Source organism: Sorangium sp. KYC3313 (assembly GCF_052075895.1).
GTDB lineage: Bacteria > Myxococcota_A > Polyangia > Polyangiales > Polyangiaceae > Sorangium > Sorangium cellulosum_B.
Window position 1 is genome coordinate 7,202,714 of the sequence record NZ_CP197255.1, and the last position, 18,825, is coordinate 7,221,538.

Genomic DNA, 18,825 nt, shown 5'->3' on the forward strand with positions numbered 1-18,825 from the left:
GAGATCTCGCTCTTTCTGGAGGGCGTCATGCGTTTCGGTTCCTTGTCTCCGGTGATGGGCCTGCTGGTCGTGGGGCTCGGCGTCGCGTCTTGCGCTTCCGGCTCGGAAGAGCTCCCTGGGCGCTCATCGGAGGGCAGCGGCGCGTCGGTCGGCGCGTCGTCCGGCGGCGGCGGGGCGCCCGGCGCCTCCGGCGCGTCGGTCGGCGCGTCGTCCGGCGGCGGCGGGGCGCCCGGCACTTCCAGCGCTTCGGCGGGCGGGGCGCCCGGCGCCTCCGGCGCGTCGGTCGGCGCGTCGTCCGGCGGCGGCGGGGCGCCTGGCGAGGGTGGGGGACCGGAGCTGCCGCCGGCGGTCGGCCCCCTGGTCAACGGGATCCAATGGGCCGACACCTCGGGCAAGCCCATCCAGGCGCACGGGGGCGGGGTGATCCGGGTGGGCGACCATTACTACTGGTTCGGGGAGAACCGGAACCCGGACGGGACGTTCTATGCCGTCTCCTGCTATCGCTCGACCGATCTGCGGCGCTGGGAGTTCAGGAACCATGTCCTGACGATGGACTCGGACAAGGACCTCGATCCGGCCAACATCGAGCGCCCGAAGGTGGTCTACAACGCGTCCACGGACAGATTCGTGATGTGGATGCACTGGGAAAACGGGGTGAACTACGGCGAGGCCCGCGCCGCGGTCGCGAGCTCGAGCACCGTGGACGGCGACTACACGTATCACGGCAGCTTCCGGCCGCTCGCCGGCAGCGGGGTGACCGATCACGGCAAGCCCGGGTACATGTCCCGCGACTGCGGGCTCTTCGTCGATGATGACGCCAAGGCCTATTTCATCTCCGCCACGAACGAAAACTACGATCTCAACCTCTACGAGCTGGCCCCCGACTACCTGTCCATCGCCCGCCTCTCCGCCACGCTCTTCCCCGGCGGGCACCGGGAGGCGCCGGCGTTGTTCAAGCGGAACGGCACCTATTTCCTGCTGACCTCCGGCGCCACGGGCTGGTCGCCCAACCAGGCCAAGTACGCGACGTCCCGCTCTCTCGACAGGGGCTGGTCGGCGATGACCAACGTCGGTGACGGCACGACCTACCACTCCCAGTCGACTTACGTGCTCCCGGTCCAGGGCAGCTCCGGGACGGCCTACCTGTACATGGGAGACCGGTGGGCAGGGGCCTGGAGCGGACCGGTCAACAACTCGACGTACGTCTGGCAGCCGATCTCCTTCCCGTCGGACACCACCATGAGCATGCGCTGGAACAACACGCTGACCATCGACACGTCGGCGGGCGCCGTCGCCGGCGCGACGAACAATTTCAAGCTCGTCAACAAGAAGAGCGGCAAGGTGATGGATGTCGTCGGCGCGTCGGGCGAGGACGGGGCGGACGTCGTCCAGAACGCGGACAGGGGAGGAGACAGCCAGAAATGGAGCTTCAACTACAATGGATCGGGCTACTTCCGGCTGACCAACGTCAAGAGCGGCAAGGTGCTGGATGTCCCTGACGAGTCGACGAGCGACGGGGTCGCGCTGGTGCAATGGGAGAACCATGACGGCGACAACCAGGCGTGGCTGTTCATCGATCTGGGCGGCGGTGATTTCCAGATCAGGAACAAGAAGAGCGGCAAGCTGATCGGGGTCTACCAGGGCTCCGCCGAGGACGCCGCCGCGATCGAGCAGCGGGGGGGCGGCGGCGGCGAGGAGCAGCGATGGCAGATCGTCGTCGCCGAGTGATGGGTGGATGACGGGCGGGGCGGCCGCGAGGGCGGGGCCGCGACGCGGCCGGCGACGATGAGCGCGGCGGGCCGGCCCGATCGAGGTCGACCGGGCCGGGAGGGAGGCTCGCGGCGCGCTACGACCGCGCGCGCCGCCGCCGCCCGAGCACGAGGCCCGCGACCGCCGCCGCGAGCGCGGCGGCGCTGCCCGCGGAGCCCGCCGGGCCAGAGGCGCTGCACCCGGCCGCGGCCGGCGCGACGTTGCCGTCCGTGTCCGCGTCGGCCGACGCCGGCAGCGCGTCCGGCTCGTGCAGATCGCGAGCCCACACGGGCTCATCGAGCACCTCGTCCACGGCGAACGCGGTGGACAGCACCTCGCGCCCGCCGCCCAGGCCCTCTTCCGGCGCGAACTCCGCGCTCCCCGGCGCGGCGAGCTGCGCGACGGCGCCCTGCTCGCTCGAGACCTGGAAGATCGTGTTGCCGATGGTCACATACCAGCTCCCATCGAGCCAGCGACCGTGTCCGAGGGACGAGCCGATGGCCTCGGGCGCGCCCCCCGCCCGGCCCAGATAGCGCTTGCCGCCGTTCAGGAAGAGGACCTCGCCGGTGTCGCTGATGCCGTCGTGGCCGACCCGGAGCTTCACCTGATCGAACTGGCTCGACGTCGTGAAATCGCTGATCTGATGCTGCTCGCCGTCGGGGGTCCGCAGCCAGACCTGGTTGACGGCGCCGTCGCTCTTCAGGAAGGCGGCGTGGCCCGCATGAACCAGCAGCCCGGCCGAGGTGCCGGTGATCGAGTCGCCCAGGAACACCTCTTCGCCCTCCGCCGTGTACAGGTAGCTCGAGCTCGTCATGCCGTCCCACCACCGGCCGGCGACGTTCGTCCCGTCGGTGATCGGCCGCTGCAGGTTCCCCTCGTGATCGCCGAGGCGCACCCCGCTCGGCCCGACGATGGCGGAATCCTCGTAGGTGCCGAAATAGACGCCGCCGGAAGGGGTGATGTCGGCCTGGAACGGCGACCTGCTCCCGTCGATGCGCCAGAGGGTCCTGCTCGTCCCCGCCGACAGCGAGGTCGCGACGGCCCAGTCGTCGCTGTACGTCGTCCACACGATGTTGTCGCCGTTCACCGCGTCGAGGCGCGCCCCGCTCGTGATGGTGCGCCGGGCGCCGTCGACCCAGGCGAGGATGTGGCCCGTCGTCGACTGGTGCACGGACCCGGACGGCGTGAGCGCCCCGTAGACCTCGCTGATCGGCAGATCTCCTTGCGGGATGGTCGCGATCCAGGTCACCTGCTGCGTGGCGCGGTCGAAGATCCCGAGGCGCTGGTACAGGTCCCGGAAGAGGATCCGCGCGGCGTCGAAATCGAGGATGGTGCCGGGCGCGCGCTGGACGGCGGTGAGCCTCGGGCTCCGCTCGACGTAGATGGGGCCGATGGTCTTCGTGATGGTGGGCCCGATGTAGTCGTCCACCTCGATCGTGAGCGTGTACGTTCTACCCGACGGGATCATGCGGCCGTCGTACATCCCCTCCAGTACGTAGAGGCGCCCCGGCACAGGCTGCGGGACGGGAAACTCCGGCTCGGCGAGGAGCTCGTAGCTTCCGTTGTCGGTCTGGAACCTCGCCCGAAGGCTCTTGCACGCGTACGGCGGCGTCGGGATGCACTTCGCGGCGAAGCGCCAGCCGTCGGTGAGGGTGTCGTGGACGACAGCGTTCCATCCAAGCGTCGGCGGCGCGTACCGGTGTACGGTGCCCTGCGCGCTCGCCACCTCGCCAAGCGTGCTGTACGCGTGGACCGTCACGACGTGGGGCCCATAGGCGAGCTCGCCCGCGAGCTCGCCGAGGTCGAACGCTCCCTGGAAATGACCCCCTTCCGTCGGCGTGAGCTCGATGGTGAGCCCTTCGAACTCCGCCTCGACATAGTAGATGTCCTCGGGGGACGACGCCGTCGCGTGCACCGGGATCGTGCTGCTCTCGATGATCTCGTTGGTCGGCGCGATGAGCCCGACGGTGACGGCGGCATCGGCGGCGTGGGCCGAGAGGGACAGGGCAAAAGCAATGGCTGTGCCAATATGCTGGCGATAAGCTCTCATGGATCCTCCGTATTTTGAACGCTTCGGTGCATCCGCCGCTCCGATCATTCACTCACCGGGTAGCCGCCCTGCGAGCGGGCGTGAAGCGGAGCGACGCGCTGGCGCCCGGGCCGAGCGCTTCGCTGGCGCGACGAGCCGGCTGCTCGGGATAACAGCGCGACGAGCGCGCTGCTCGTCGGCTTCTTGCTTTACCGCGTTGGGCTGCAAAGGTGACAGGAACGCGCCGCTTTTGCTGTGTCCGCCGGTACATGCCCGCGCGTGCCGGTCTACGTTCGACCGAACCCGCGGAGCCGGAGGGAGTTGGTGAGCACCGACACGCTCGACAGCGACATCGCCGCGCTCGCGAGGACGGGCGACAGGAGCCATCCGGTGAACGGGTAAAGCAGGCCCGCCGCGATCGGGATGCCGATCACGTTGTAGATGAACGCCCAGAACAGGTTCTGCCGGATCGTCCGCAGGGTGGCGCGGGCGAGCCCGAGCGCCACCGGCAGGCCCGCGATCCCGCCGCGGATCAGCGCCACGTCCGCGGAAGCGACGGCGATGTCGGTGCCGGTGCCCAGGGCGATCCCCACGTCCGCGCTGGCGAGCGCGGGCGCGTCGTTGATGCCGTCGCCGACCATGGCCACCCTGCGACCGGCGGCCCGCTGCTCGCGGACGATCCTCGCCTTGTCCTCGGGCCTCACCTCCGCGAACACGGCGCGGATGCCGAGCTCATCGGCGACGGTGTGCGCGGCGCCCGCCCGATCGCCGGTCACCATCGCCACCTCGACGCCGAGCTCGGCCATGGCCGCGACGGCGCGGCGCGCCTCCTCGGTGGGCCGATCGGCGACCGCGACGAGGCCCGCGAGCCGCCCATCGACGGCCACGAACGACGGCGTGCGGCCCAGCGCGGCCAGGCGATCGGCCTCGGCCTCCAGCGCGGCCGTGTCGACGCCCGCCCGCTTCAGCCACGCCGCGGTCCCGATGCGGACGAGGCGCCCCGAGACGCGCGCCTCGATGCCGTGGCCGATCTCCGCGCGGAACGCCGAGGCCGGCGCCATGCCGACCCCGCGGCCGCGGGCGCCCTCGACGATCGCCCGCGCGACCGGGTGCTCGCTCTCGCGCTCGGCGGCCGCCACGAGGCCGAGGAGCGCCGCCTCGCCGTGGCCCGTGAGGTCCACGACGTCCGTGAGCTCGGGCCGACCCGAGGTCAGGGTCCCGGTCTTGTCGAGCAGCACCGTGTCGACACGGCTCGCCGCCTCGAGCGCCGCGCCGCCCTTGACGAGGACGCCGAGCTCCGCGCCGCGCCCTGTCCCGACGGCCACGGCGGCCGGCGTGGCCAGCCCGAGCGCGCACGGGCAGGCGATCACGAGCACGGCGACGAACCGCTCGACCGCCGTGGCGAGCCCGGCGCCGGTCGGGTCGATCGCGAGCCACGCGGCGAAGGCGAGCGACGCGAAGCCGAGGACGACGGGCACGAAGACGCCGCTCACCACGTCGGCGAGGCGCGCGATCGGCGCGCGCGACCCCTGCGCCTGCTCGACGGCCTCGACGATGCGCGCGAGCGCGGTGTCCGCGCCGGTCTTCGTGACGCGGAAGACGAGGGCGCCGCTCTGGTTGAGCGTCCCGCCGAGCACGGCCGAGCCCGCCGTCTTGTCGATGGGCATGCTCTCGCCGGTGAGCATCGCCTCGTCGACAGCGGACGCGCCGTCGACCACCTCGCCGTCGGTCGCGATGCGCTCGCCGGGCCGCACCCGCACGAGGTCGCCCGGGGCGAGCGAGGACGCGGGCACTTCGTCTTCGGCGTCGCCGCGGACGCGCCGGGCCGTCTTCGGCTGGAGCGCCACGAGCCCGCGCACGGCGTCGGCGAGCCGCTTCCGCGCGCGCGTCTCGAGGAGCTTGCCGAGCAGCACGAAGGTGACGATCGCGGCCGCGGCCTCGAAGTAGACGGGCGGCGCGTGGCCGTGCTCGGCGTGCGGGAAGAGGCCGGGGGCCGCGACCGCGGCGGTCGAGTAGAGCCAGGCGGCGCCGGTCCCGAGGCTCACGAGGGTGTTCATGTCCGCGGCGCGGTGCCGGAGCGCGCTCCAGGCGAGGCGAAAGAACCGGCGCCCCGGCCCGAAGACCACGATCGTCGCGAGCGCGAGCGAGAGCCAGCGCGCGGAGGCGCCTTCGAACGCCGGGATCGCGCCGTGGGACATGGCCACGGCGAGCAGCGGCGCGGTGAGCAGCGCGGCGATCGCGACGTCGCGCCGGAGCGTCCGCTGCTCCTTCTGCTCGGCCGCGTCCATGGCGGCGGCGCGCTCGGCTGCGCTCGACTGCGGGCGCTGCGGTGGGGTGTCCGCCGTCGCCGCCGGGCGCTCGGGCGCCGTGGAGGCCGCGTGGACGCCGGCGATCGGCGGGCTCGCGGGGACGCCGTCGGCCTGCGGGGCTGCGGGAAGGCCGGTGATCGGGGCGGCTTCAGGGACGCTCGCCGCCGGGGGGACCTCGGGCACCTCGTATCCCGCCTCCACGATGGCGCTGGCGAGCGCGGCCGGCGTGGTCGCCTGCGCGTCGTAGGTGATCGTCGCGCGCCGGGTCACCAGGTTCACGGCCGCATCCTGGACGCCGGGCGCGGCGCGCAGCGCCTTCTCGACGCGGCGCACGCACGCCGCGCAGGTCATGCCCTGCACCGGAAGCTCCGTCCGGGCGCCCTGCGCGGCGGGCGCGGCCTTCGCGCTGGTGGGCTGCACGGGCTGGGGAATCGTCGCCATGGATTCTCCTTACACGAGCTCGTGGCTCGCCTCCTGTCGCCTGCGCAGACGCGCCGTCGCTCCGGTGATTACGGTCTACCCCGGCAGGCCCGGTTGCGCTCCGGCGTCGGCCGGCGCGGAGCGACGCCCGCGGCGCGCGCGGCGCCCGCGCCCCGCCGAGCGGACGCGAGCCGCGGGAGGTGGTACGTCCGCGGGCGCGCCATGGAGCAGATCCTTCCGATCCTCGGGGTGAGCGTGCTCGTGTTCGTGTCCACGAACATCGATGACATCCTCCTTCTCTCGGCGTTCTTCGCGCATCCCGGCTTCGCCCCTGCTCAGGTGGTGGCCGGCCAGTTCCTCGGCATCGCGGCGCTCGTGATCGCGAGCGCCGCGTGCGCGCTGCTCGCGGTCCGCGTGCCGGACGGATGGATCGGCCTGCTCGGCCTGGCTCCCCTCGCGCTCGGCCTGAGGGGCCTCTGGGCGCGTTGGCGGGGCTCCAGGGCCAGGGAAGCAGGCGTGGCGAGCGGAGCGGACGAAGCAGACGCAGCGGAGAGCGCGCGCGGGCGCCATGGCAGCAGCGCGTCGCGCTTCAAAGTGATCGCCGTGGCGAGCGTGACCCTCGCGAACGGCGGGGACAACCTCGGCGTGTATATCCCACTGTTCTCCAGCTCCCCTGCGCACATCCCGCTTCACGCGGCCGTGTTCGCGGTCATGACCGGCGCCTGGTGCGCGCTCGGGCACCGCCTTGTCAACCACCCGATCCTGGGCACGCGCATCCGGCGTTTCGGCCGTGCGGCGCTGCCGTTCGTCTTGATCGGCCTCGGGCTCTGGATCCTGTCCGGCGCCCTCGTGCTTGTCCGTGCTGGGTAGCCGCCCGGGGGTCGCCGTGAGCTCACCTTGGTGAGAGGCGCCAGTTCCACCCACGCGGAGTCCGGCCAGGGATCCGGAGAGAGAGTTCAACGCAAAGGCGCAAAGGCGCAAAGGCGCAAAGGCGCAAAGGCGCAAAGGCGCAAAGGCGCAAAGGCGCAAAGGCGCAAAGGCGCAAAAAAGAACAAACTTTATGCAGTTTGGGCCTTTGCGCTCTTGGCGTCTTTGCGTTGAATTCTCTCTTCGCTCGCGAGACAGATCCCTGGCAGGACGGGTCCGTGGGGCCGAACCGTTGCGCCGGCTCATGGGCCCGCGGCGGCGCGCGCGAGCCGCGTCACCAGCGGCCACGCACCACGACGCCGCCACCGGCCTGGCCCGCCGTCAGCTCCCAGCTCACCTCGGGCGACGGCTGGCGGCGCGGGGATGGCTCCAGGAGGAAGAGCAGCGCCGACGCGCCGGCGAGCGCCACACCGGCGCCGAAGCCGACCGTGCTCACCAGCCCGAGCTGCTTCGCGCGGTTGCCAGCGTCGAGCCCGTCGGGCTTGCATCGCGCCCGGTCGGGGCTCACGTCCCTGCAGTTCTCGGCCGCGACGCCGCTCGCGTCGAGCGCCATCCACCCGGTCACCGATCCGACGATCAGCCCGGCCACGCCGAGCCCGCCCGCCACGTAGGTGACCACCCGCAGGCCGCTGGGCCCCTGATCCGGCGCCGGCGGTCCGGCGGGCGGCGGCTTGACGCCCGCCGGAAGCTTCACCTCGAGCACGATCGCCCTCGACTCCGACCGGTCGATCGTGAATCGCGTCTCGGTCACGGCCCCTCCCGGCGCCTGCGTCGTCACGACGTGCTCTCCGGGATCGACGGGGAGCGCGACGCCGAGCGAGGGTTGCTCCAGCGCCATGCCGTCGCACTGCACGCGCGTCCCCGCCGGCGCGCCCGGCGACAGCGACAGCGTGAGCTGTGGCACGAGCGGCGCGAGCGCGCTGCGCTGCCCGAGCGCGATCTTGTGTCGCACCGACTGCTTGACTCGCTCGGCCTCACTCATGCGATCGACCATCGCGAGATAGTCGTTGTAGCGCGCGACCGCGGTCGCGATACGCCCCCATTTGGCCTCGCACTCGGCGAGCGTGAATAGCCGCCCCGGGCGAGGATCGAGACGCTGGCTTTCGGCGAGGGCAGGGCAGCCGGTCTCGTACCGGCCTGCCAGCATGTCGGCGAGCCCGCGGTCGAAGTGCGATTCCGCGACGGCGAGCGCCTGCGCGCTGGCCGGCGCCGCGACGGCGACGCCCAGCACGCCAAGGCAGATGGACCGGAACCAGGAGGAGCGCATGAGTGAGCCGCCAAATACCATCGTTCCCGCTCGCTCCTGGCAAAGAGGTGTCCGCCCTGCCATCGTGCTCAGTCCGGCTTGTACAGCAGCTCAGGGCTCGGCGCTGCGGCCGACGGGGCTGGCGCGAGCCTGCGCCGTGAGCCGAGCGCTGGCGGCGGCGGCCGCAGCGCCGCCCCCGTCGCGGGGGCGAGCGCGCGGCCGCCCTTGCCCAGCGGCACGGAGGCCGCAGGAGCGGGCGTCGCGACGCTCGGCGCTGTGGCTGTCGCCGAGGCGTCGGGGAGAGGCGGCGCCGGATGGACGTCAGGGGGCGCGGAGGCGGGCGAGCGCGCGTCCCCCGCGGTCTGCGCGGGCTCCGCGCTCGCGCCGGCGGGGAGCGCGCCGCGCCTCAGCGAGGCGAAGGCGCCAACGCCGCCGCCGAGGAGGACGAGCACCGCGACGGTGATCGCGGCTCGACTCCGTTGCTTCGTGGGGGGCAGCGCGGTCACCACGGCCGCGGTCGGGAGCTGGACGCCGCTCGGCGGCGACGATGAGCGGGAGCTCGGGGGCCCACGTCCGCTCGGCGTCTCCGCGGGGAGCAGGCGCGACGATCGCGCTGGCGCGGCGGGCAGGTCGAAGACCTCGGCGAGCGCCTCGACCGCGGCCGAAGCGGTGGCGAAGCGCGCCCCGGGGGCGCGGGCCGTCACCTTGGTGAACCACGCGTCGAAGGCGGGAGGCAGCTTCACCCCCTCGGCGTCCGCGCGCGCGGACGCGGGCTCCTGAGGGCCGTTCACGGCGAGCGCCGCGAAAGCGAGCGCATTGTCGTACTTCCGCCTGTCGTTCAGCCAGTACGCCTTGCCGACGAGGAGCGTGTACGCGATCATGCCGAGGGCGAAGATGTCGGCAGCCCGCGAGACCGACTCGCCGCTGAATTGCTCGGGCGCCATGTAGAGCGGCGTGCCGAGGATCGCGGTCGCCGCCGAGTCCGTCGCCGTTTCGACGACGAGCTTGGCAATGCCGAAGTCGAGCACCTTGATCCGCGGCGCCCCGTCGTCGGTCTCGGTCAGGAAGAGGTTCGCGGGCTTGAGGTCGCGGTGGACGACCCCGGCGGCGTGTGTCTTGTCGAGGGCAATGGCGGTCTGGCGCAGGAAGGTGACGGCCTCTTCCGGCGGCAGGCGCCCGGCGTGGCGGAGGCGCTCGTCGAGCAGCGTGCCGCGGAGCAGCTCCATCACCAGGAACGGCTTGCCGGTCTCGGCGTCGATCCCGGCGTCGAACACCTCCACGATGTGGTCGCTCTCGATGCGCGCGGCGACGCGCGCCTCCAGCTTGAACCGGGCCTGGAACTCGGGGTTGCCGGCGAGGTGCGAGTGCATCACCTTGAGTGCCCGCCGGCGCTCCGTCTCGATGTGCAGAACCTCGTAGACCGCGCCCATCGCGCCGCTGGCGATTCCGCGCACCACGCGGTACCTGCCAGCAAACAGCATCCCGTCGTCCAGACTCAGCGACATGGGTTCCACCAGCAGGCGAACTTATACACCAGCGTACGCGACGCCTGCACTCAGGAACCGACGGATCGAAGCGCGGTTTACAGTGTTTCGGTAAAAATCCAGGGCGATGCCCGCCCGCCCCTGATTACGATCGGTGACAGCCGTGTGACTTGATGGGAGCATCATTCCATCTCGGCGGTCAACCTCATCTCCTCCGCGACCAAAACCTCTCGAAATTCACATGAAAATGAAGACGATGCTGGCTTTCGTTCGGTGCGCCGGCGGATGTGCCATGGCGCTGCTCGGGCTCGGATGTGCGCAGATCTTCGGCTTCGACAAGATCTACGAGCCCGAGGACCCGAGCTCCGGAGGCGGTGGCGCAGCGGGCTCAGCGGCCGGGAGTGGCGGCGGTGCGGGGGATCCATGCGAGATCCTCGCGGTGCTGCCCGGGGAGACCCTCGCCCTGTCGATGATCGACGACATGGAAGACGGAGATACCCGGATCTCCGGAGGGAACGGGGCGAACCCTTGGGCAGGGTTCTGGTTCGAGGACAACGACGAGTCACCGGAAGGAAGGCAGGATCCTGCGAACCCGGCGGACCTCGTGAGCCCCCTTGACCCTCCGCGCGGCGCCAGCACCAAGGCCGTGCACACGAGCGCCGATGACGGCTTCCTCCTCTGGGGAGCCGGCGTCGGCTTCCATCTGGACGACGAGGCCTACTACGACGCGTCCGAGTACCGTGGCCTCACGTTCTGGGCCCGCGCCGAGGAGGGCTCCACCAGGAGAATGAAAGTGATGTTCATCGATCAGCAGACCTATCACCTGGGGGGCATCTGCAACGAAGCCGAGGGGGGATGCAACAATCACTTCCACAAGCCGGTCATGCTGGAGAGCGACTGGAAGCACTTCAAGATTCCGGTGGAGTGCCTCAAGCAGGAGCCCTACGGTAACCAGTTGCTGGCGCCCGCCCTGGAGCGGCTCTGGGCCATCGAGTTCTTCTTCGACAAGGAGCAGGCGTTCGATATCTGGATCGACGACGTCGCCTTCTACCGATAGGCGCAGGCCTCCTTCGATCAAGGGGAGCGCGCGCTGTCCGCGATCGGCGGGCGGAGTCGCTGCGCGCTCCGCCCGATCCCGCTTCAGTCCGTGACGAGAGGTCCCACGCCGTCGGCGAACTGCCACCCGAGGCTCTCGTCGATGTGGATCTGCCAGTCGAACACCCCGCGGAGCGTCGGGTGGTTGCTCTCGACTTGATTCCACGTGGGGATCGCCTCGTCGATCGACATGTAGTATGGCTGGTCCCAGATCCCGAACCCCACGACGACGTGCGTCGGACCGAGCAGCGAGACCCACTCGTTCACGCTGTTCACGATGTACGATTGCTGGTCCAAGTCGGGGCCATCGTAGTACTGCGGGGCCGCGTAGTCCATGGCGCCGGCGTCCACCATCTCTTTGCAAAACGTCTTGTCGCGGTTGTTCCAGGGGGCCGGAGGCGCGGTGATGATGAAGCCGGGGAAGCGCTGCTTCAGCTCCTTGCTGATCCAGATCATCTCGGCGGTGTCGGGGGCCTGATCGGCCTCGAAGGTGTTCCAGTCGATGCCGTCGAACCCACCCAGGCTGTCGTAGATCCCGACCACGCTCTCGACGAACGTCTGCGACTTCGCGCGCGTCGGGAAGCTCATGCCATTGTGGGCGCCGCCGACGGAGAGGATGATCTTGCGACCCTGGTTCGTCCGTGCGTACTGGATGTCGGCGTTCAGGTTCGTCGCCGCTCCCCTGCCGTCACCCGGCGGCGTCCAGTAGACGGCGCCCGTGGTGCCGGGCGCTCCTCCCACGGGCTGCGCGGCGAAGAGATAGATCACGTTGTAATTGCTGTTGATGTCCCGGATGCGGACGGGCGCTGGCGTCCAGTTGGGGTAGTAGCCAGCGACGACCTTTGCGGGGAGCCCACCGCCCGCGCTGGGGCTGCCGCCGTCGCCGGGGCTGCTGCCCTCGTCGGGGCTGCCGCCCTCGTCGGGGCTGCCGCTGCAGCCGGAGTACGGCTCCCAGAAGTACGTGCTGACCGTCGGGATGTAGCCGGGATTGCCGTACTCGGCGATGTAGGCCGACCCCTGGTAATTCACGATGGCCCCCGCGTCATACCACTGACCCTCCTGCCATTGCGGATAGCCGCACGAGCCCTCGGTGGGCTCGGTGGGCTCGGTGGGCTCGGTGGGCTCGGTGGGCTCGGTGCTGCCGCTGCAGTCGGAGTACGGCTCCCAGAAGTACGTGCTGACCGTCGGGATGTAGCCGGGATTGCCGTACTTGGCGATGTAGGCCGACCCCTGGTAATTCACGATGGCCCCCGCGTCATACCACTGACCCTCTTGCCACTCCGGAGAGTCTGCGCACACGGAAGATCCGTTCTGAGCCGCGTCGATCTCGCCCTCCGGCGATACGGAAGCAAGGCATCCGAGCCCGCTCATGGTGATGGCGACGAGGAGAAGCGACAGCTCAGGAGCAATGGCAGTACGATGGAGAGACATGGTAACCTTCCTTTGACTAGAGACGAACGATCGCCGACGGTTGCCTCGCCCGATGCAGCATTCGCCATGCTGCACTCCGGCGCCGCGGGGCCGTGACTCACCGCCGGGGCTCGACCGCGATCACCCTCCGTGGAGGAGGCCCATCGTGGCGCCGAGCGAGGCCAGGTCGTGGTAGCCCGCTGCTGCAGGCCTTAAGAGCAAACGACGTACCAGTCGTGGCGATGGCCCCGACGATCGGCGCACGGAGCCGCCGCAGCCCGTCCTGAGCTCTTCCTGGAGCCGATCTGGAGCCGACGCGCCGCGATGGCGCCCGGCGAGCCGGGCGCGCGCGGGGGGGTGATCGGAGCGATCGCCGCGCGATCGCCGCGATCGCGGGCAAGGGAATTCTCGGATCGCCCCCGGCGATCCGGAGCTCTCGGGCCGCCCGGCGCTCATCCGCGACCTATCGCGCGCCTGTCGCGCGCCTGTCGCCAGCTGAACGCCGGCGCCGCAGGACGTCAGGTGGATCGCCGGGCGCGCAGGATCTGGAAGTACCGCCGCGCGATGCCCGACGCGGCCGCCGCGCTCCGGACGTTGCCCCCGTGCTGGGCGAGGACGCGCTGCACGTAGCGCCGCTCGAAGTGCTCGACGATCCGCTCCCGCGCGCGCGGGAGGGGCAGGTTGAGCGCGAGGATCTCCTCGATGACGTCGCCGGACGTCCCGGGCTCTGTGCCTCCGCTCGCGCCTGCAGGTGTGGAGGCCGGGGCCGGCGCGCCCGGGGAGGCCAGTCCGGCCCGGGTGATCTCGATCGGCGCGTCCTCGCCGAGCGCCACGCGCCGTGCCACGGCGTTGTAGAGCTCGCGCACGTTGCCCGGCCAGTCGTAGTCTTCCAGCCGCTCGCCGAACCCCTGCGGAAAGAGCGCGCCGCGGCCCGCGAGCTGCCGAAAGAAGTGGTGCGCGAGCACCGTGACGTCGCCCCGCCGCTTGCGCAGCGGCGGCAGCTCGATCCGCGCCACCGCGAGCCGGAAAAACAGATCGTCTCGGAACCGACCCGCCTGGATCTCACGCTCGAGATCGCGCCGCGTCGCCGCGAGCACCCGGATGTCGACGCGGATCCAGCGGCTCGAGCCGACGCGCTGCACCTCCGATCGCTGGATCGCGCGCAGCAGCTTGGCCTGCAGGCTGAGGTCGAGATCGCCGATCTCGTCGAGCAGCAGCGTGCCGCCGTGCGCCTCCTCGAAGACGCCGCGGCGTGTCTCGTTCGCGCCGGTGAAGGCGCCGCGCTCGTGCCCGAAGAGCGCCGACTCCACGAGCGTCGGCGGCACCGCGGTGCAGTCGAAGACCACGAACGGCCCGGCCGCCCGCGGCCCCTGCTCGTGGAGCGCCTCCGCGAGCACCTCCTTGCCGGTCCCCGTCTCGCCCTCGATGACGACGGCGACGTTCGAGGCCGCGAGGCGCTCGCACAGCGGATAGAGCCGCCGCATCTCCTCGCTGGCGCCGAGGAGCCTGCCGAACTGCACGGCGGGCGACAGCTCGGCCGCCTGCGTGACGCCGAGCGCCTCGACGCGGAGCACGGTCTCGCCGATACGGACCAGCTCGCTGCCCTGGAGGTACGCGTCGCCGACGCGGATCCCCTGGACGAAGGTGCCGTTCGTCGATCCGAGGTCGGTGACGCGGAGCCGGGCGCCGGCGAGCTCGAAGGCGGCGTGGCGGCGCGAGACGAGCCGGTCGGTGAGGGGGATGTCGCAGGCGGGGCTCGTGCCGGCGAGCACGCGCGAGGGCAGCCCCGGCGCCACCGTGAACCGGCGGCCCTCGTCCGGGCCCGCCATGACGGAGAGGGCGAAGCTCTCGGCCGCGGCCGCAGCGGGGCGCACCGGCCCGGGCAGGAGTTCGGTGGAGGCGGCATCGTCGTCGCTCAACGGAGGCATGCTGCCATCTCAGCAGGCCTCCGCGCCGACGTCACGTGAGGCCGATCGCACCCAAAGGATCGCCGGGATCGCCCTCGTACGCACTCCCGGTAATGATCCGTTGAACTGTCGCTTCGAAGCCCAATTCGGGGCTGCTCAGCGCTGGCACGCGCCGTGCTTAAAGGCGGCCGTCGCAGCGGGCGCCGCTCGACACGAGGCTCGGAGTCGACCGCGGCCCGGCGATGTCGCGCGATGCGGGCGTGAAAGGAGCACGATTGACAATCATGAATTCGAACTATCAACATGCTGTCGAGCGGATGAGACGGACGAGCCGGCGCGCACGTGTGACGTTCCTCGAAAGGATGGCCGAGCTCTCGCGGGCTCGTGCCCTCCGCCTCGCGTGCTTGAGCGTCTTCGTCGCGCTCTCGACCTGCGGTCACTCGAGCGGCAGTTTCGCCGGAACGACCGACTTTACCGTTCAGTACAGCAACTATGACGCCGCCGCGCCGAACGACACCATCGTCGAGGCCGGGATAAAGATTCGCAACAACACCGCTGCCTCGATACCGCTGAGCAGCATCGTCATACGCTACTGGTTCACGAAGAACGGCGCGACGACGGTGACCCCGGCGTGCTGGTGGTGGAGCCCGGGCTGCAGCCGGATCACGCTGACAACCGGGACGGTGTCCTCTACGGGCGCCGATCGTTACGTGCAGATCGGCTTCACCAGCGCCGCCGGAAGCTTGGCTGCGGGGGCGACGACCCAGCCGATCGACCTCGGGATCGAGTTCAACACGAACGTCGTCGAGACCGACGATTACTCGTATGGAAACCAGACGGCGTTCTCCGACTTCAGCCGCATCACCGTGCACGACGCCGGCTCTGCGCCCACGGGCGGCCTGCGCAGCGGTACGCCGCCGAGCGGCAGTGTGTCGCCGCCTCCGGCGCCGATCTCCCTGACCGCCACGGCGTCGAGCGCAAGCGCGATCTCCCTGAGCTGGGCGGCGAGCAGCGGTGCGACGAGCTATGACGTCTACCGATCGACCACGTCGGGCTTCACGCCTGGCGCGGGGAACCGCATCGCCAGCGGCGTGACCTCGACCGGCTATGACAGCACCGGCCTGGCTGCGTCGACCACCTACCATTACAAAGTCACGGCCCTGAATGCGGGCGGCGCGTCTGCCGCCTCCAGCCAGGCGAGCGCGACGACCCGGGCCGGCGGCGCGGTCACGGCCGCGTTCTTCGACGATTTCAGCTACAACGGGACCAGCGACGCCAACTTCAGGAGCTGGTGGTCGCTGCGGAGCTGGTCGGGGGCGCCAGGGGTGAGCGGCGCGGCGTGGCTGGAGTCCAACGTTTCGCTGGTCGCTGACCCGCAGAGCTCCACGAACAAGCTGATGCGTCTCAAGGCGAGCACGAGCGGCACCGGGGCGACCACCTCGCAGGCCGAGGTGATCACCAACGCCCAGAAGTTCCGCTTCGGCACCTACGCTGCCAGGGTCAAGTTCAACGACACCCCGCTGTCCGGCACGCGCCTTTACGCCGACAAGCCCGTCGAGACCTTCTTCACCTTGACCGAGTGGGCCGCCGGCGACCCGGACTACTCGGAGCAGGATTTCGAGTACATGCCCAACGGCGGTTGGGGCCAGGGCAACACGAGCACGATGTGGCTGACTTCGTGGGAGACGTCGGACGTGAACGTCTCGAGCATGGTCTCCGCGAACTTCAGCGGTTTTCACACGCTCGTGCTCCAGGTTACCAGCACGTCCATCAGCTATTACATCGATGGGGTGCATCGCGCGACGCACGGTTCCATGTACGTTCCAGAAGTGGATCAGTTCATCTTCTTCAACCTCTGGTACGATGAGCTCGACGCGGCGAAGGGCAGCTCGCGGACATACCACGAGGATGTCGACTGGGTCTACTTCGCCGAGGACGCGATCCTGTCGTCCGCCGAGGTCGACGCGAAGGTGGCTAACTTCCGCTCTTCGTCGATTCTCCGTCGAGACACGGTGCCTTAGACCGGAGAGCACGTCGTTCGGATGCAGGCCCACGTCACCGCGCCGGTGAGCCTGTCGAGCAGCCCATGGAACGGGATGTTTGCGCGGGTCTGGAAACTTCTGCCCGATGCGGCGAGCCGACGACGAGCTCTCCTTCCAGCGGTTCGCCTCCCTTGATCCCCGTGTGCAACCCCTGGCATGCTGCAACCATGAAGGTTCTCGCTCCGTCCCGTTGGTCGTTGGGTACCCTCGCCGCTTGCCTCGCTGCCGCGGCTTTCACGGGCTGTTCCGGCTCCGGGGAAGGGAAGGACGACGGCGGGAGCGGCGGATCGATCGCGGGATCCACCGGCGCGAGCGGAGGCGGTGGTCAACCGGGCGCCGGGGGCGCGGGCGCTACCTCCGGAGGCGTCACGGGGAGCGGCGGCGCGAGCAGCAGCAGCAGCAGCGGGCTCCCTGGTGCGGGCGGAGCGACGGGCGGAGGTGGCTCCCCCGGCGACGGCGGCGGGTCCACCGGCGAAGGCGGGTCCACGGGCAGCGGCGCGAACACCTGCCCGCCGGCGACACCCCTGACCGGAGGCAGGGAGTATTGCTCGAACAGCAAAGGCAATGCGGGCAATGGGTACGGTTATGAGCTCTGGGCGGAGGGAAGCGGGACGGGCTGCATGACCGTGCACGGCGCCGACGCCGCGTTCAGCGCGAGATGGAACAACGTCGAGGATTTCCTGGCGCGCGTCGGGCTCGACTACAACCAGACCCAGAAGCACACCCAGATCGGCACCGTCTCGGCGGAGTTCGCGCATACCAAGACGGAGGAGGACGGCGGCTTGACGTACATCGGCATCTACGGCTGGACCGTCAACCCGCTGCGCGAGTTCTACATCCTCGACGACTGGGGCAGCGAAAAGCCGGCAGGTTTCTCCTCCGACGGGACGCCGCGGGACGAGGTAGGAACGCTCACGGCCGATGGTGAGACCTACGACGTGTGGAAGAAGACCCGCGTGAACAAGCCGGCCATCACGGGCGCGAGCGCGACGTTCGATCAATATTTCAGCATCCGGCGGACGGCTCGCACGTGCGGCACCATCTCCGTCTCCGAACACTTCACCAAGTGGGAAGCGCTCGGCCTTTCGCTGGGGAATCTGCACGAGATCAAGCTGCTGGTCGAGGCCCAGAACAACAGCGGGTCAGTCAAGTTCACGACGGCGAAGTTCGTCGTGAAAAAATGAGCGGAGGCGCCCAGGGACCTCGAGCTCGGCATGGCCAGAGCGAGCCTGCGCATCCATCAATCGTGGCAGGATCTCTGACCCGCTGGACTAGGCCGGCTCCGCCTCGAGGTCCTGCGTGACGGTGACGCCCGCGGCCCGGTAGGGGGCGAGCGCCTCCTTCGACACGCCGCGCTCTGTGAAGAGCCATGTGAGCTCGCTCAGCGGCGCGACCACGTACGGCGACACGGTGCCTAGCTTGTCCGCGGTCACCAGCGCGACGACCTCGGCCGAGGCCTCCACCATCGCCCGCTTCACGTACGACTCGTCCAGATCCAGCGTGGTGACGCCGAACGTGGGATCGAGCGTGCACACCCCCAGGTAGCAGAGGTCCGCCCGGATCTGGCGCACCCCCGCGATGGTCACCCCATCGGCGGCGGCCAGCGGATCCTTGCGCATGCGCCCGCCCAGCAGGACCACCTCCACCCGCGGGTGCTCCGAGAGCGCGATGGCGACGGGAGGGCTGTTGGTCACGACCGTCGCCTCGAGATCGCGCGGGAGGTGGCGCGCCACAGCCACGTTGGTCGTCCCGCTGTCGATGAACACGACCTGACCCCGCTTGATCAACGTCGCCGCGGCCCGCGCGAGCTCTTCCTTGGCCTTCGGCCGCTGCCGCTCGCGCGCAGGGAAGCTCGGGTTCACCCGCGAGACCGGCAGGCCCCCGCCGTGAACCCGCTGCAGGAGCCCCTCGTTCGCCATCTCGCGCAGATCGCGCCGGATCGTGTCCTCCGAGACCCCGAAGGCACGGCTCAGCTCTGCCGCCACCACCTTCCCATCACGTTCCAGTGTTGCGAGAATATGCTGGCGTCGCTCGGCCACCATCAGGCCGGAGATGTCTGCGTTGTTTTGCACGATTGTTCCTGTTTGTGCACGAAGATGCTTGCTCCGGTCCCTTCCGGCCCCATGATCTTTCCCTGATGTTCACGAAAATGCACGAATCTTCCGGGGAGCCTCCAGCTTTCATCGCCGTCCTCCGGGCGGCCTTCC

General features: G+C 70.2%; 12 protein-coding genes. 5 read left to right on the forward strand and 7 right to left on the reverse strand.

The window, feature by feature from the left end; genetic code table 11:
* Positions 1 to 27: 27 nt before the first annotated feature.
* Positions 28 to 1,728, forward strand: a complete 1,701-nt coding sequence (locus tag ACSRUE_RS27825) for an RICIN domain-containing protein (protein WP_441286243.1) — start codon at positions 28 to 30, stop codon at positions 1,726 to 1,728.
* A gap of 118 nt (positions 1,729 to 1,846) precedes the next feature.
* Here ACSRUE_RS27825 and ACSRUE_RS27830 read toward each other — a convergent pair whose 3' ends face one another.
* Together ACSRUE_RS27830 and ACSRUE_RS27835 are read right to left on the reverse strand one after the other, a co-directional pair.
* Complete coding sequence (locus ACSRUE_RS27830) at positions 1,847 to 3,799, reverse strand: MYXO-CTERM sorting domain-containing protein (protein ID WP_441286244.1); 1,953 nt, start codon at positions 3,797 to 3,799, stop codon at positions 1,847 to 1,849.
* A gap of 266 nt (positions 3,800 to 4,065) precedes the next feature.
* Positions 4,066 to 6,528: a heavy metal translocating P-type ATPase gene (locus tag ACSRUE_RS27835; protein ID WP_441286245.1), complete on the reverse strand. Its 2,463-nt coding sequence runs from the start codon at positions 6,526 to 6,528 to the stop codon at positions 4,066 to 4,068.
* A 201-nt stretch (positions 6,529 to 6,729) separates the two neighbouring features.
* Here ACSRUE_RS27835 and ACSRUE_RS27840 point away from each other — a divergent pair, with 201 nt between their 5' ends.
* On the forward strand, positions 6,730 to 7,377 hold the full coding sequence (locus ACSRUE_RS27840; RefSeq protein WP_441286246.1) for a cadmium resistance transporter: 648 nt from the start codon (positions 6,730 to 6,732) through the stop codon (positions 7,375 to 7,377).
* Between the two features lie 331 nt (positions 7,378 to 7,708).
* Here the strand turns inward: ACSRUE_RS27840 and ACSRUE_RS27845 are convergent, their stop codons facing one another.
* A complete protein-coding gene (locus tag ACSRUE_RS27845; RefSeq protein ID WP_441286247.1) occupies positions 7,709 to 8,701 on the reverse strand; it encodes a hypothetical protein in 993 nt (330 codons plus the stop codon).
* A 68-nt stretch (positions 8,702 to 8,769) separates the two neighbouring features.
* The gene (locus ACSRUE_RS27850) at positions 8,770 to 10,185 is read right to left on the reverse strand and encodes a protein kinase domain-containing protein (RefSeq protein ID WP_441286248.1); all 1,416 of its coding nucleotides are present in this window, start codon (positions 10,183 to 10,185) and stop codon (positions 8,770 to 8,772) included.
* A 235-nt stretch (positions 10,186 to 10,420) separates the two neighbouring features.
* Between ACSRUE_RS27850 and ACSRUE_RS27855 the strand changes: the two genes are divergently transcribed.
* A complete protein-coding gene (locus ACSRUE_RS27855) occupies positions 10,421 to 11,221 on the forward strand; it encodes a hypothetical protein (RefSeq protein WP_441286249.1) in 801 nt (266 codons plus the stop codon).
* Between the two features lie 83 nt (positions 11,222 to 11,304).
* Here ACSRUE_RS27855 and ACSRUE_RS27860 read toward each other — a convergent pair whose 3' ends face one another.
* On the reverse strand, positions 11,305 to 12,690 hold the full coding sequence (locus ACSRUE_RS27860; protein ID WP_441286250.1) for a glycosyl hydrolase family 18 protein: 1,386 nt from the start codon (positions 12,688 to 12,690) through the stop codon (positions 11,305 to 11,307).
* A gap of 497 nt (positions 12,691 to 13,187) precedes the next feature.
* Entirely contained in the window at positions 13,188 to 14,597 is a 1,410-nt protein-coding gene (locus ACSRUE_RS27865; protein WP_441286251.1) for a sigma 54-interacting transcriptional regulator, read from the reverse strand.
* 323 nt (positions 14,598 to 14,920) lie between these two features.
* Here ACSRUE_RS27865 and ACSRUE_RS27870 point away from each other — a divergent pair, with 323 nt between their 5' ends.
* Together ACSRUE_RS27870 and ACSRUE_RS27875 are read left to right on the forward strand one after the other, a co-directional pair.
* Positions 14,921 to 16,597 carry a cellulose binding domain-containing protein gene (locus tag ACSRUE_RS27870; RefSeq protein WP_441286252.1) on the forward strand — a complete coding sequence of 559 codons (1,677 nt, stop codon included), beginning with the start codon at positions 14,921 to 14,923 and terminating at the stop codon, positions 16,595 to 16,597.
* 188 nt (positions 16,598 to 16,785) lie between these two features.
* A complete protein-coding gene (locus ACSRUE_RS27875) occupies positions 16,786 to 17,802 on the forward strand; it encodes a glycoside hydrolase family 11 protein (RefSeq protein WP_441286253.1) in 1,017 nt (338 codons plus the stop codon).
* 87 nt (positions 17,803 to 17,889) lie between these two features.
* On the opposite strand, the gene ACSRUE_RS27880 is transcribed toward ACSRUE_RS27875, so the two are convergent.
* Positions 17,890 to 18,690, reverse strand: a complete 801-nt coding sequence (locus ACSRUE_RS27880; protein WP_437944393.1) for a DeoR/GlpR family DNA-binding transcription regulator — start codon at positions 18,688 to 18,690, stop codon at positions 17,890 to 17,892.
* Positions 18,691 to 18,825 lie beyond the last annotated feature (135 nt).

What these genes read in the sequence shown, in the direction of transcription:
- ACSRUE_RS27825 (WP_441286243.1), top strand. Translation starts at nt 28, where the DNA reads ATGCGTTTCGGTTCCTTGTCTCCGGTGATGGGCCTGCTGGTCGTGGGG.
- ACSRUE_RS27830 (WP_441286244.1), bottom strand. Translation starts at nt 3,799, where the DNA reads ATGAGAGCTTATCGCCAGCATATTGGCACAGCCATTGCTTTTGCCCTG.
- ACSRUE_RS27835 (WP_441286245.1), bottom strand. Translation starts at nt 6,528, where the DNA reads ATGGCGACGATTCCCCAGCCCGTGCAGCCCACCAGCGCGAAGGCCGCG.
- ACSRUE_RS27840 (WP_441286246.1), top strand. Translation starts at nt 6,730, where the DNA reads ATGGAGCAGATCCTTCCGATCCTCGGGGTGAGCGTGCTCGTGTTCGTG.
- ACSRUE_RS27845 (WP_441286247.1), bottom strand. Translation starts at nt 8,701, where the DNA reads ATGCGCTCCTCCTGGTTCCGGTCCATCTGCCTTGGCGTGCTGGGCGTC.
- ACSRUE_RS27850 (WP_441286248.1), bottom strand. Translation starts at nt 10,185, where the DNA reads ATGTCGCTGAGTCTGGACGACGGGATGCTGTTTGCTGGCAGGTACCGC.
- ACSRUE_RS27855 (WP_441286249.1), top strand. Translation starts at nt 10,421, where the DNA reads ATGCTGGCTTTCGTTCGGTGCGCCGGCGGATGTGCCATGGCGCTGCTC.
- ACSRUE_RS27860 (WP_441286250.1), bottom strand. Translation starts at nt 12,690, where the DNA reads ATGTCTCTCCATCGTACTGCCATTGCTCCTGAGCTGTCGCTTCTCCTC.
- ACSRUE_RS27865 (WP_441286251.1), bottom strand. Translation starts at nt 14,597, where the DNA reads ATGCCTCCGTTGAGCGACGACGATGCCGCCTCCACCGAACTCCTGCCC.
- ACSRUE_RS27875 (WP_441286253.1), top strand. Translation starts at nt 16,786, where the DNA reads ATGAAGGTTCTCGCTCCGTCCCGTTGGTCGTTGGGTACCCTCGCCGCT.